Genomic DNA, 13540 nt, shown 5'->3' with positions numbered 1-13540 from the left:
ATGCGCTGGGTTTTCCATGCATGGCGAACAAATTCGGGCAGCGGCGTATCCGTCGACAGATGCCGCCCAAACTGACTTACACGAAATATCGGATAAATCTGGCCGCGGAGTGGCCGGATTTATCCGCGCGTGCCCAGCTCCAGCGCCGCCTCCTCGGGCCCGACGAAGGGCACCAGCGTGAAGTACGACAGCGTCGGCAACAGCGCCGGGAGCCGGTCGACCTTGCCCGCGGCGACGTAGCGGTACACCGTCGCGTAGATCCCGCCGATGATCGTCTCCACGAGCTCCTCCGGCATCGGCAGGTCGGCACCGCGCGGGGCCTCGGCGAAGAAGCGGTCGAACCGGCGCAGCAGCCGGGCCCGCTCCCCGCGCCCGTGCGGGCCGGCGGCGTCGATCTCCACGACCGCCATCGTGGCGAAGGCCGGCAGCTCGGCCAGCACCTGCAGCATCACGCGGAGCGCGGCCCGGGCGCCGTCGCGCCAACGGGCCTCGGCGCGGTAGGCGTCCTCCATGAGCTTGAGCAGCAGGTCGGTGCCGTGCCGGTAGGTCGCGATGAGCGCGTCGTCCTTGCCGGCGAAGAGGGCGTAGAAGGCCGGGCGGGTCACGCCGGCGGCCCGGCAGATGTCGCTGACCGTCGCGTTGGCGTACCCCTTCTCGGCCACCGTGTGCACGAGCGCGTCGAAGAGCCGCTCGCGCTGGTTGGCCGCGACGACCTCGGGCGGCACGCGGCTGGGGCCGCGCTTGATGGCCCGGGACGGATCGCGGCCCTCCCGCGCGCCGGGCAGCGGGCTCAGCGATTCTTTCGCCATCCGCCAATTATCGATCGGGAGACCGAACCCGGCCTGGCGAAGCACGGCGGTCACGGCCCGGTCACGGAATGTCCGCCCGTCACCGGGTGGCGCCCGGGAGGTGGACAGGGCACAGTATCCGCGTGTCCTCGTCCCCCCGGTTGGCCAACGCCGTGCAAGGTGCCCGGGCAATCGCCGCCCAGGGGGACAAACGGGGAGCGCTGGCGCTGCTCGGCCGGGCGCTCGCCGCCGCGGCCTCGACGCTCGGGCCGGACGATCCTGACGTGCTGGCCGCGATGGGCCAGCTGGCGCGATACCACGTCGAGCTCGGCGACCTCGGCGACGCGCGCCGGGTGCTCGAGGAGGGGCTGGCCGCCGGCCACCACCGGCTCGGCGACGGGCACGCGGTGATGCTCGGCCTGTCGTACGAGCTGGCCCGGATCGCCGACGAGCTCGGCAACGTGTTCGAGGCCAAGCGGCGCTACGGCCAGTTGGTCAAGCTCGGTCCGCAGGCGCTCGGCGACGGGCACCCGAGCGTGCGCGCGGCCCGGCAGTACCTGGGCCTGCCCGAGCCGGAGGGCGCGGTGCACGTGCCGCAGCCCCCGCCGCCGACGTTCGACCCGGTGACGCCGCCCCCGCCGTCGCACGCCGCCATCCGGCCGGCCCCGCCGCTCCCGCCGCAGCCACCGCTCCCGCCGCAGCCGGTGTCCGCGCCGCCCGCCGAGGAGCGGCCGATCTTCCGGCCGGAGCCACAAGACGCGGACCGGCCGCCGTTGTCGCCGCAGACCGTCCAGGCGTCCGGATATCCCGTGGAGACCGGCGAGGAGCCGCCGGACCAGCCGGACCAGGACGACTACCAGCCGGCGCCGTGGCAGCGGGTCGCGCCCGGGGTGCTGCAGCGCGCCGACTACGAGCCGATGCCCGGCCCGTCGTGGCAGGCCGCCCCGGCGCCGACGTCGGCGACCGCACCGCCGCTGCCGGCCGGCGGCGCGCCCCGGCGGCGCCGCTCGCCGCTGGTCACCATCCTCGTCATCGTCGCCGTCGCGGTGCTCGGCGGCGGAATCGCCGCGGCCGCGGCGTTCTTCGCGGCGAGCGCGGACGAGACCGCCGCGCCGCCGCCGGCGCCGTCCGCGCCGCCCTCGTCCGCCCCGCCGTCCACGGCGCCGAGCGCCGGACCGGCCGGCAACCCGCGGGCCCCGGGCGGCCTGAAGCTCAAGGACGAAAGGACCAGCGTCACGCTGACGTGGAAGGACCCGAGCCAGGGCAGCGTGCCGTTCGTGGTGGCCGGCGGGGCGCAGGGCGCGATGCGCGAGCTGCAGGGCCTCCCGGCGGGCAGCACGCGGGTCACCATCAGCGGCCTGAACCCGAAGCTCGAGTACTGCTTCACCGTCGCCGCGATCTACGGCACGCAGGACGTTCAGCTCTCCGACCTGGCGTGCACGACGCGCAAATGAGCGCCGCGCCACCCCGCGTAACAACGAGGACACCGAGCGCACCTGCGGGTATCCACCACACATCGACGGGAATATGATGGGCGCCGGTTTCGGGGAGGGGGCCGGGATGGTGATGCAATGCGGCTGAACCTGCGCTCGCGCAAGAGCGGCGGGCTGGTGACGCTCGGCACCGTCGTGGCCCTGGTCGCGGTGCTCGGGCTGACGTTGTTCGGCAACGGATCGGCCAACCACGCGGTGGCGAGCTTCGATGTGAGTGCCTGGCTGTGGAGCACCGACAAGGGCGAGCTCGCCCGGGTCAACGGGGTCACCGGCAAGGTCGACACGCGCACGAAGATCACCGACGCGCAGGGCCACACGATGGAGGTGAGCCAGAGCGACCGGTTCGTCATCCTGCGGGACCTCAACACCGGCAAGATCAGCGTGCTGGACCTGTCCAGCCTCAGCCTCGGCGCGACCACGCAGTCGACGCCGGGCCTGGGCGTGACCGTGGCGGTGCACGACGACACGGCGTTCATCGTCGACACCGTGCAGGGCCAGGTCCGCCAGCTCGACCCGGCGACGCTGCTGCCGGTCGGCGAGATCCTGAGCTTCCCGCCGGGCATCTCCGGCGGCACGTTCGACGACGGCGGCCGGCTGTGGCTGCTGGTGCCCTCCGAGGGCACGGTCGTGGCGATCGAGCCCGCCCCGGAGAAGAAGGCCTCCCCGGCCGGCGGCCAGGGCGGCGGGTTCGCCGGCGACCCGGTGAAGGTGAAGACGGTCGGCGTCGCCGACCCCAGCCACGACCTGACGCTGTCGATCCTCGACTCCGGCGTGGCCGTGCTCGACAAGACCGCCACGACCCTGACCACGCTGCGCGGCAACGCCGTGAAGAAGGTGCCGCTGCACCTCGACGGCGAGAGCGCGATGCCCGGGCGCACGGTCGGCGGCGACGTGCCGGTCACCGTGGTCGACGGCAGCCACGTGTATGTCGTCAACGACGACAAGGTCAGCGACTTCGCCGTGCCCGGCGACAGCCCGAAGCTGCAGCCGTGTGTGCCCTGGTCGGGCCGGCTCTACTGCGCCGACGACGCCACCGGGACCGTGTACGTGCTGGACGCGCAGGGCAAGGCGCTCGAGCCGATCCGGATCCAGGCCGGCGGCAAGCCGCTGGAGATCGAGGTCCGCGAGGACCGCATGTTCATCAACGCGCCCGGCGGCTCGACCGCGCGGGTCGTGGACAGCAAGAACCACGTGACCACCGTCGACAAGTACGCCAACGACGTCCTCGGCGGCGACGCGCCGCCCGCACCGCCGCCCCCGCCGCCGGCGAAGCCGCCGGTCGGCCCGCCGGGCGCGCCGGGCCGGGTCAGCGCGGTGGCGGGCAACGCGACCGCGCGGGTGACGTGGACCGCGGCCCCGCCCAACGGCAGCGCCGTGACGAAGTACGTGGTCGAGGGCGACGGGCAGCCGCCGCACGAGGTGGGGGCCAGCCAGCGCTCGCTGGACGTCACCGGGCTGACCAACGGCCAGACGTACAAGTTCACCGTCTACGCGGTCAACGCCAAGGGCAACGGGCCGAAGAAGGCCGCCAATCCGGTAGTGCCGACCCGCGACGTGCCCGACCCGCCGGCGAGCGTCGCCGCGACCGCCAACCCGGACGGCACGGTCGCCGTGACCTGGCCGGCCGCGAACGGGCAGGGCCACAAGATCGCCAAGTACGTCGTGACGAGCGTGTCCAGCGCGGAGTCGAAGACGTACGAGTCCGCGCAGCCGTCGCTGACGGTGCCGGCCGGCGACCTGCCGTACGGCACGCAGGTCGCGTTCAAGGTGGCCTCGATCAACGACATCGGCGCGAGCTCGGAGCAGTCGCCGCTGAGCCCGTCCGTGGTGCCGTTCAACAAGCCGGGCGCGCCGGGCTCGCTGACCGTGAAAGCGGTGCTCACCAAGCGCGGCGCGGTGGTGGCGTCGTGGAAGGCGCCGCAGGACAACGGCGCGCCGATCACCGGGTACGAGGCGACGGTCAACGGCACCAAGATGAGCATCGACGCCGCGCTCAGCCACGAGTTCGACGGGTTCAAGGACGCCGAGCACGTCACGATCCAGCTGCGGGCGATCAACAAAGCGGGCCAGGGCGCGGTCGCCACCGGAGCCGCGGACACCCTCGCCCAGCCGAAGATGACCGTCGACGACGGCGCCGACACCGCCGCGCTCAACTCGATCACGGCCCGCTTCACCGCCACCGACGGCGGCGGCGCGCCGGCCACCTGCCGGCTCGACGTGGCGGGCGTCGGCGGCGTGCAGGGCAACTGCTCGGGCTCGCTGACGATGAACGGGCTGTGGCCGGGCACCGCCTACAGCTACACCGTGACGATCACCAACACGGCCGGCATGACGGCGAGCGACAGCGGGTCGATCAGCACCCCGGTGTACAAGGGCACCGTCGTGTGCACCGACAACAGCTACTGCGGCCACGGCGCCCAGGGCGGCGGCATCTGGGTCTACAAGACCCCGTCGCAGAACGGCACCTCGGTCGGGGACGTCTTCGCCCCGGACAGCTACGTCGCCATCTGCCAGACGAACACGAGCGTGAGCATCAACGCCGAGCCCTACGGCGGCAAGAAGAGCACGCAGTGGATCAAGATCCAGTTCCAGGGCGAGAACTACATCCCGTACGCCTGGTTCAATCTGCCCAGCGGCACGGGGCCGCTGAAGCCATGCTGATGGAGCACCGTGATCTCGCCTGAACCGTCCCTGGAAACGAGTCCACCGAACATTGAGGAGGTCGGCGCGGCGGCCGAGCTGGTCGGCCGGCTCGCGCGCAACGTCGAGTCGATCGTGCTGGGCAAGCCCCAGGTGGTGCGGCTGACCGTGACCGCGCTGCTGGCCGAGGGTCACGTGCTGCTCGAGGACGTGCCGGGCGTCGGCAAGACCACGCTCGCCCGGGCGATGGCGGCCAGCGTGCAGGGCCAATGGCGGCGCATCCAGTTCACGCCCGACCTGCTGCCCTCCGACGTCACCGGCGTGACGATCTTCAACCAGGCGACCCGCGGCTTCGAGTTCCACCCCGGGCCGGTCTTTGCCAACATCGTCATCGCCGACGAGATCAACCGGGCCTCGCCCAAGACGCAGTCGGCGCTGCTGGAGGTCATGGAGGAGCGCTACGTCACCGTCGACGGCGTGCGGCACCCGGTACCACGGCCCTTCCTCGTGGTCGCGACCCAGAACCCGATCGAGATGGACGGCACGTATCGGCTGCCGGAGGCGCAGCTGGACCGGTTCCTGATGAAGCTCGCGGTCGGCTACCCCAGCGAGGCGGTCGAGATCGAGGTGCTGCGCGGCGCGGTGACCCGCTCCCCCGAGGCCCTCGACCCGGTCGCCGACACGCAGGTCGTCGCCCAGCTGGTGCGGCTGGCCCGGCGCGTGCACATCGCCGATCCGCTGCTGGGATACGCGGTCCGGCTGGGCAACGCGACCCGCTCGCACCCGCAGGTCCGCATCGGGGTCAGCCCGCGCGGCGTGATCGCGCTGACCCGCGCGGCGAGCGCCTACGCGCTCACCGACGGTCGCGGATACGTCGTGCCCGAGGACATCAAGGCCCTCGCGGAGCCGGTGTTCGCGCATCGGCTGGTGCTCTCGCCCGACGCGCAGGTGCGCGGCGTGGCGCCGGCCGATGTCGTACGCCAGGTGCTCGACGCGGTGCCCGTGCCGTCCCCCGTAGCGGCCTGAGCCGATGCGCGTCACCGCCCGCGGGGCCGGGCTGTGCGCGGCGGCCGCGGTGCTGCTCGGCGTCGGGCTGGTCTTCGGCTACCCCAGTCTCGTCGTGCTCGGCACGGCCGCCGTCGCCGCGCTCGTGTTCGCCGCCGCATACGTCTGGTGGCGCCCCCGGCTGACCGTCTCCCGCGGCGTCGAGCCGGACCGGGTCATGCGCGGCGAGTCGAGCACGGTCACGCTGCGGGTCGGCAACACCAGCCGGCTGCGCGGCGCCACCCTGGTCGCGCACGACCGCTGCGGGGAGACGTCCGTGCCGGTACCGCTGCTGCGCCTCAAGGCCGGGGGCGAGACGACGGCGCAGTATCCGGTGCCGACCGCCCGCCGCGGCGTGGTGCCGATCGGCCCGCTGCGCGTGGTGCGCCGCGACCCGCTCGGCCTGCTGTCGCTCGCCCGCGGCTACGGCGGGACGGCGCAGGTGTGGGTCTATCCGCGGGTGCACCGGCTCGCCGCGGTGCCGACGGGTGTCACGCGCTCCCTGGACGGGCGCGACGACCGGGTGCCGCACGGCACGATCACGTTCGACACGCTGCGGGAGTATGTCGTCGGGGACGAGCTGCGGCGGGTGCACTGGCGCACGTCGGCCCGGGTCGGCGAGCTGATGGTGCGCGAGCAGCTGGACACCAGCCTGCCGCGCCTGGTCGTGCTCCTGGACGACCGCCGCGCCTCCTACGCCGACCCGGAGCTGTTCGAGTCCGCGTGCGAGGCGGCGGCGTCGCTGGTGATGGCCGCCTTCCGCGAGGAGCTGCCGATCGCGCTGCGGCTGCTGTCGGGCGGGCGGCAGGTCGAGGGGGCCTCCGGAAACACCACCCGCGACTACCTGGACCTGCTGGCCGAGGCCGAAATTTCGGAAAAATCGGAAATGCCGGAAAGCTCCATCGCGGCGCTGCGCACCCAGCGCCTCGGGGACACCCTCGTCTACCTCAGCGGCGACCCCGACCTGTCCCGGGTCAGCACCCTGCGCGCCGCGTACCCCACCCTGGTCGCGGGCGTGTTCGGCGACGCCCGCCCGGCGCTGGAGCGCGTCGTCGTCCTCGCCGTGCGCGACGGCGCCGAGTTCGCCGCCGCGTGGGACGGGGTGCAGGCATGGTGAGCCGTCTGCTCGTGCCGGCGTCGCTGCTCGGCATGCTCGTCCTGGCCGGGCTCTCGCTCGCCCCGATCTACAACGGCACCCTGCTGCCGCTGCTCACCACCGTCGCCGCGGCGGCCTCCGTGCTCATCAGCGTCGCGGTCCGCCGGCTGCCGGCCTGGACGGCGGCGCCCGCCTCGGTGCTCGGCCTGGCCGTGATGACGTTCGTCGCCGTGCGCGTCTCCGCGCAGGCCGGGCAGATCCCGGGTGCGGTGCCCGACATCGCCCGGGAGGCGCTGCGCAACAGCATTCCGCGGCTGCTCACCGCGCTGATCCCGATCGAGCCGCAGCCCGACACGGTCCTGCTGCCGGTCATCGCCACCTGGCTCGCCGGGCTCGCCGCGGCCGAGGTCGGCGTGCGCTACGGCCGGGTGCTGCTGTCCTACGCCGCGCCGACGCTGCTGTACGGCGGCGCGCTGTACCTCGTCGGCCCCGACACCACGGCGGCGCGCGCCACGACGTGGATCCCGCTGGCCTACGCCGCGCTCGCCGCACTCGGCCTGATCGCGAGTGCCCGCCCGGATTTTTCGTCCAACGTCCTGACGAAGACGCAGCAACGAACGATCGGCGTCCGGCTGGGTGCCGGCGCGGCGGCCGGCCTCGCCGTCGTCGTCCTGCTCTCCCAGTTCCTCGGCCCGGCCGTCGCCGGCCAGGGCAACGACACCCCGGTCGACCCGCGCAACTACGTCACCCCGCCGCAGCTGGACGCGCTCGACGAGAACCCGCTCGTGCGCCTGTCCGGCTGGAACCTCAACAAGGGCCAGCACCTCTTCGACGCGGTCGTCGCCCCCGGCCCCGGCGCCCAGCAGGAGCCGCCGATCCGCCTCGCCGTGCTCAACGACTACGACGGCATCACCTGGCGGATCGGCTCGGTCTATCGCAACGCCGGCCGCGTCCTCGGCCGCCCCGAGGGCGACGGCCCCGAGGTCACGCAGACGATCACGATCGACGAGCTCGACGGCCGCCTCCTGCCCGGCGTCGCGACCCCGCAGCGCGTCGACGGCGTCCGGGTCGCCTACGACGCCGACACCGGCACGATCGCGCTCACCGACAGCCTGCGCGAGGGCCTGACATACACGGTCACGTCGCGCCAGCGGCCGCGCCCCGACGACCAGGCGCTGTTCGTCGCCGACGTGCCCGCCCCCGAGGAGGCGGCCCGCTTCCTGGCCCTGCCCGGCAAGGTCCCCGACTCGATCGCCCAGCTCTCCGCGCACCTCGGCGAGGGCGTCTCCAATCCGTACCAGCGTGCGTTCGCCATCCAGCAGTGGCTGGAGGAGCACTACAAGCTCGTCTCCGACGCGCCGAGCGGCCACGCGTACCCCAACGTCGAGCACTTCCTGTTCGGCAGCAAGCAGCTCGGCGGGCAGAGGGGGACGTCCGAGCAGTTCACCGCCGCCTTCGCGGTCCTGGCCCGGCTGGCCGGCCTGCCCACCCGCGTGGTCGTGGGCTTCCAGACGCACAAGAACGACAAGGCGGTCCGCGGCGCCGATGCCGTCGCCTGGCCGGAGATCCAGTTCAAGGGCTTCGGCTGGGTCGCGTTCGACCCGCTGCCCAAGTCCGACACCGTGCAGCGCCCGGTCGAGGACGACTTCCGCCCGAAGGCGCCGCCGTCGCAGCCACCGCCCCAGTCGGTGCCGCCGCCGTCCGTCACCGCGAGCGCCCCTCCGGCCCGCTCGGGCTCCCCCTCGGCCGCCGCGGCCCCGGCCGGCTCCGGGGCCGGCCCGCTGATCGCCACCTCGGCCGCCGCGGCCGCGTTGCTGCTCGTGGCCGGTTATTTCGCGGCGGTACCGCTGGTGCTGCGCAACCGCCGCCGCCGGCGCCTGGCGGAGGGGCCCCCGTCGGCGCGCATCGATGCCGCCTGGAACGAGGTGCTCATCGGCCTGCGCCAGGCGGGCCGCCCCGCGCCGGCACACCTCACGGCCGGCGAGATCGCCCACCACGCCGCGACGGCCGCGCAGCACCGGGCCCACGCCGCGCCGCGCCTCCTGCGCCCGGCCGCGCCCCCGATCGACGACCTGGCCGAACTCGTCAACGCGGTGGCCTTCGCGACCCCCGCCGCCGGCCCGGGCGAGCCCCAGGCCGCCCGCGCCACCGCCCAGGCCGCCGCCTACGTGGAGGACCTCCGGTCGCGCCGCCCGTGGTGGCGCCGCCTGCTGTGGACCTTCGACCCCCGCCCACTGCATTGGCAGCGCCGCCGCTGAGCCCGAACCCGGCCGAACGCTCACGGCCGAGGTCGTGTCGCCGAGCAACGCCGGCTTCGATCGGCTGGTCGAGATGCCAGGAATGGCGCGCACCCTCTACGGTTTTGTGCATGCGACGGCGCCACGTGCTCACCCTCGCCGCCGTCGGGGCGGTCGCCGCCGGCTGCCGGCCGGATGACCCTCCGCCGCGTGCCGAGAGCGGACCGGCGGCCAGTCCGGCGCCCACGCTCGGGCCCGGCGGGCTCGCGTTTCCGCAGGGGTTCGCGTGGGGGGCGTCCACGTCGGCGTACCAGGTCGAGGGAGCGGCGGCCGAGGACGGGCGGGGGCCGTCGGTCTGGGACACGTTCAGTCACCAGGCGGGGCGGACCCGCGGCGGGGACACCGGGGACGTGGCCGCCGATCACTACCACCGCGTGTACGAGGACCTCGATCTCATGAAGGACCTCGGGCTCAGGAGCTACCGCTTCTCGATCTCCTGGTCGCGGGTGCTGCCGGACGGGCGCGGGGCGCTCAACGCCAAGGGGCTGGACTTCTACCACCGGCTCGTCGACGGGCTGCTGGCGCGCGGGATCACGCCCGTAGCGACGCTGTTCCACTGGGACACGCCGCAGGCGTTGCAGGACAAGGGCGGGTGGGAGCAGCGCGACTGTGCGCAGTGGTTCGCCGACTACGCGCAGCAGATGTTCTACTCGCTCGGGGACAAGGTGGCGACCTGGCTCACGCTCAACGAGCCGAAGACCGTCGTCCTGCTCGGGTACACCACCGGGGTGCACGCGCCGGGCAAGCGGGACCGGCGGGCGGCCGACGTGGCCGGGCACCACCTGCTGCTCGGGCACGGGCTGGCGGTGCGGGCGTTTCGCGGTACCAATCGAAAGGGACGGATCGGCGCGGCGCTCAACCTGTCGCCGGTGTACCCGGCCGACAATTCGGCCGCGGCCGCTCGGCAGGCGAAGATCGTGGACGGCGAGGAGAACCGGCGGTGGCTCGACCCCGTGCTGCTGGGTCGCTATCCCGAGGACTGGCTCGCCGCCCAGCCCGCCGGCGCGCCCGTGCGCGCGGCCATCCGCGACGGCGACGCGGCGCTCATCGGCGAGCGCTCCGACCTGCTCGGGGTCCAGTACTACAACCCGATCCACGTCACCGCGCAGGGCGGGCGCGTGGTCAAGCACCCCACGACCCAGGCGAGCTGGCTGGAGGTGTACCCCGACGGACTGTACGACATCCTGACCCGCGTCAAGCGCGACTACGGCGACATCCCGCTGACCGTCACCGAGAACGGCATGCCGACCACCAACGACGTCCAGGACGACGACCGCATCGCGTTCCTGCGCGACCACCTCGCCGCCGCGCACCGGGCCATCGGCGCGGGGGTGCGGCTGGAGGGCTTCCACGTCTGGTCGCTGCTGGACAACTTCGAGTGGGCCGAGGGGTACTCCCAGCGATGGGGCCTGATCCGGGTCGACCCGCAGACCCGGGACCGGCGGCGCAAGGCGAGCGCGGAGTGGTACCGCGGCGTCATCGCCCGCAACGGCGTGCAGCCGTGACCGGTTCGGAGTGACGGTTCAGCCCAGCCAGCCGGGGCGGACCAGGCCGGCCTCGTAGGCGAAGACGACGAGTTGGGCACGGTCGCGAGCGCCGAGCTTGATCATGGCCCGGCTGACGTGGGTCTTCGCGGTGGCCGGGCTGACGTAGAGCTTCGCCGCGATGTCCTCGTTGGACAGGCCGGCGCCGACCAGGGCCATCACCTCGCGCTCGCGGTCGGTGAGGGTGTCCAGCGACATCGGGGCGAGCGGCGCGCGGGAGCGGCTCGCGAACTCCTCGATGAGCCGGCGGGTCACGCCCGGCGACAGCAGCGCGTCGCCGGCCGCGACCGCGCGCACGCCGCGCAGCAGGTCGACCGGCTCGGTGTCCTTGACCAGGAAGCCGCTGGCGCCGACGCGGAGCGCCTCGAAGACGTACTCGTCGAGGTCGAACGTGGTCAGGATGACGATGCGCACGTCAGCGAGGCTGGCGTCCGCGGCGATCTGCCGGGTCGCCTCCAGGCCGTCGAGGACCGGCATGCGGATGTCCATGAGGACGACGTCGGGGCGGGTCCGCACCGCCAGGCGTACCGCCTCCGCGCCGTCGGCCGCCTCGCCGACCACTTCGATGTCGGACTGGGCGTCCAGCAGCGCGCGGAAGCCCGCCCGCACCAGCGCCTGGTCGTCGGCCAGCAGGACCTTGATCACGGTTTGTCTTCCTCACGCAGGGGGATCGTGGCGCGGACCTCGAAGCCGCCGGCCTCGCGCGGGCCGGCCTCGACGGTGCCGCCGAATGTGGCGGCGCGGTGGCGCATGCCGGCGATGCCGTTGCCCGCCTGGCCGGCCCCCGCCGCCGCGCCCGCGCCGTCGTCGGTGACGACCAGGGTGAGCTCGGCCGGGCCGTAGCCGACGACGACCGTCGCCGTGGCGTCCGGGCCGGCGTGGCGGCGGACGTTCGTGAGGGCCTCCTGGACGATGCGGTACGCCGCCCGGTCCACCTGCGGCGGCAGCGCCCGGGGCTCGCCGACGGTGTCGAGCGTGACCGGCAGCCCCGCGCCGCGGGCCTCGCCGGCCAGCCGCTCCAGGTCGGCCAGGCCGGGTGCCGGGGTGCGCGGCGCCGCCTCGCCCGGGTTGAGCCCGGCGAGCACCGCCCGGGTCTCCTTGAGCGCCTCGGCGCTGGCGTGCTTGATCGCGGTGAGCGCCACCCGGGCCTGCTCGGGCTGCTCGTCCATCAGGTGCAGCCCGACGCCGGCCTGGACGTTGATGAGCGACAGGTGGTGGCCGATGACGTCGTGCAGCTCCCGGGCGATGAGCAGCCGCTCGTCGCTGGCCTGGCGGCGCTGCTGCTCCTTGCGGGCCTTCTCCTCCTCCGCCCGGGCGAGCGCCTCCTGGTGCGCGCGGTCGCGGGCCATCTGGGCGTACCGCATGCCGCGCACCCGGGCCGCCTCGCCGAAGAACGCGATGATGACGCACCACACGCCGATGGCGACGAGCCGCCCGACGGAGGCGTGCGGCAGCACCAGCACGACGTACGCGCTGTAGGCGGCGACCACGGCGATCCAGGTCAGCCAGCGGAAGCCCGCCGACAGTGCGGTGAAGACGGCGACGATCGCGGCGATGAAGCCCGGCCCGTTGGGGTACAGCTGCGCGAAGTAGGCGACCGTGGCGGTCAGCGCCCCGGCGAGCGTGAGCAGGGGCAGCTTGTGGCGCAGTACCAGTGCCGCCGGGGCGGCGATCAGCAGCAGATAGCCGGTCTGGTCCAGCTCGTGGGCGGTGCTGCCGTAGGCCGCGGCGCGGGTGCCGAAGACCTGCAGGAGCGCGATGAACACCGCGAACGGCACCGGGTGCGGCCCCCGCCAGCGCCGCGCGCGCCGCCCCTCGAGCCGCTGCTCGAAGCGCTGGAACTTGCGCTCCAGGCGCTCGGCGCGGCGCTCGTCGGCCCACGGCGGTCGTCTCACAGCACAAACGTAGTGGAGGCGCCCACCAGGGGCATCGCCTTGCCGGCGCGCCGGCGTGTACTCCCGCGGGAGTACACGCCGGGCACGGCTGCGCCGCCGGAGGTAGCGCACGAGCCGACGCCGGTGCGACGCGCCCGGGCGCCGCGGACCGGCACCCTGGAGTCCAACAACCGGAAGGGGGCCGAGAACATGGTCGGCGAACGGGTGCGCGCCTCGGACGAGGAGCGCGAACAGTACGCCAACATGGTGCGGGCCGGCATGACCGAGGGCCGGCTCACGCTCGAAGAGGGGGAGGAGCGGCTCAGCGGGGTTTACGCCGCGAAGTTCCGCGACGAACTGCCGCCGCTCACCGCCGACCTGCCCGAGGGCGGGCGGCGCGGGCTCTACCAGACGCCGGAGGCCAAGGAGCAGTTCGCCCGGGACGGACGCCGGCACCTGTGGGGCCACGCCGGCTTCGTGACCGTCGTCGCGGCGGCGCTGACGGGGCTGTGGGTGTTGTCCGGTGCGCACTTCTTCTGGCCGGCAATCCCGCTCTTCTTCATGGTGTTCGGCCTGGCCAGGCATGCGCGCTGGCGGGCGTACGGCGGGCACCACCCGCGCTGGGGCGCCCGCCCGTGGGGGCACGCGGCGCACCAGGGCTGGGGGCGCGGACCGTGGGGGGCCGCGTCGGACCGGCAGGGCTGGACCCGCTGACACCGATCGGGGGCCGCCGCACGGTTCGCGGCGGCCCCCGCCGACGAGAG

General features: G+C 73.9%; 10 protein-coding genes. 7 read left to right on the top strand and 3 right to left on the bottom strand.

What is annotated here, in order from left to right:
* Positions 1 to 119: 119 nt before the first annotated feature.
* Positions 120 to 809 (bottom strand): TetR/AcrR family transcriptional regulator, encoded by a 690-nt coding sequence (locus tag ACGFI8_RS13995; RefSeq protein ID WP_392804207.1) that lies wholly within the window; start codon positions 807 to 809, stop codon positions 120 to 122.
* 122 nt (positions 810 to 931) lie between these two features.
* Here ACGFI8_RS13995 and ACGFI8_RS13990 point away from each other — a divergent pair, with 122 nt between their 5' ends.
* The 6 genes from ACGFI8_RS13990 to ACGFI8_RS13965 all read left to right on the top strand — a co-directional run bounded on the left by ACGFI8_RS13990 (position 932) and on the right by ACGFI8_RS13965 (position 10863).
* Positions 932 to 2242 (top strand): tetratricopeptide repeat protein, encoded by a 1311-nt coding sequence (locus ACGFI8_RS13990; RefSeq protein ID WP_392804205.1) that lies wholly within the window; start codon positions 932 to 934, stop codon positions 2240 to 2242.
* Between the two features lie 117 nt (positions 2243 to 2359).
* Complete coding sequence (locus ACGFI8_RS13985; RefSeq protein ID WP_392804203.1) at positions 2360 to 4942, top strand: fibronectin type III domain-containing protein; 2583 nt, start codon at positions 2360 to 2362, stop codon at positions 4940 to 4942.
* Positions 4943 to 4972: 30 nt separating this feature from the next.
* Positions 4973 to 5947, top strand: coding sequence for an AAA family ATPase (locus tag ACGFI8_RS13980; protein ID WP_392805357.1), 975 nt, complete (start codon positions 4973 to 4975; stop codon positions 5945 to 5947).
* Between the two features lie 4 nt (positions 5948 to 5951).
* Positions 5952 to 7082, top strand: coding sequence for a DUF58 domain-containing protein (locus ACGFI8_RS13975; protein WP_392804201.1), 1131 nt, complete (start codon positions 5952 to 5954; stop codon positions 7080 to 7082).
* Positions 7076 to 9319 (top strand): DUF3488 and transglutaminase-like domain-containing protein, encoded by a 2244-nt coding sequence (locus tag ACGFI8_RS13970; protein WP_392804199.1) that lies wholly within the window; start codon positions 7076 to 7078, stop codon positions 9317 to 9319. Before ACGFI8_RS13975 ends, ACGFI8_RS13970 begins: the two co-directional genes overlap by 7 nt.
* Positions 9320 to 9429: 110 nt before the next feature.
* Complete coding sequence (locus ACGFI8_RS13965; protein WP_392804198.1) at positions 9430 to 10863, top strand: GH1 family beta-glucosidase; 1434 nt, start codon at positions 9430 to 9432, stop codon at positions 10861 to 10863.
* Between the two features lie 18 nt (positions 10864 to 10881).
* On the opposite strand, the gene ACGFI8_RS13960 is transcribed toward ACGFI8_RS13965, so the two are convergent.
* Positions 10882 to 11547, bottom strand: coding sequence for a response regulator (locus ACGFI8_RS13960; protein WP_392804197.1), 666 nt, complete (start codon positions 11545 to 11547; stop codon positions 10882 to 10884).
* On the bottom strand, positions 11544 to 12797 hold the full coding sequence (locus tag ACGFI8_RS13955; RefSeq protein ID WP_392804196.1) for a sensor histidine kinase: 1254 nt from the start codon (positions 12795 to 12797) through the stop codon (positions 11544 to 11546). Before ACGFI8_RS13955 ends, ACGFI8_RS13960 begins: the two co-directional genes overlap by 4 nt.
* A 123-nt stretch (positions 12798 to 12920) precedes the next feature.
* Between ACGFI8_RS13955 and ACGFI8_RS13950 the strand changes: the two genes are divergently transcribed.
* Complete coding sequence (locus ACGFI8_RS13950) at positions 12921 to 13490, top strand: DUF1707 domain-containing protein (protein WP_392804194.1); 570 nt, start codon at positions 12921 to 12923, stop codon at positions 13488 to 13490.
* Positions 13491 to 13540: the final 50 nt, after the last annotated feature.

The sequence above is a fragment of the Dactylosporangium sp. NPDC048998 genome (assembly GCF_043197855.1).
GTDB lineage: Bacteria > Actinomycetota > Actinomycetes > Mycobacteriales > Micromonosporaceae > Dactylosporangium.
The sequence above is the reverse complement of the archived record's forward strand: the minus strand, read 5'-3'. Positions and strand labels throughout refer to the sequence as shown.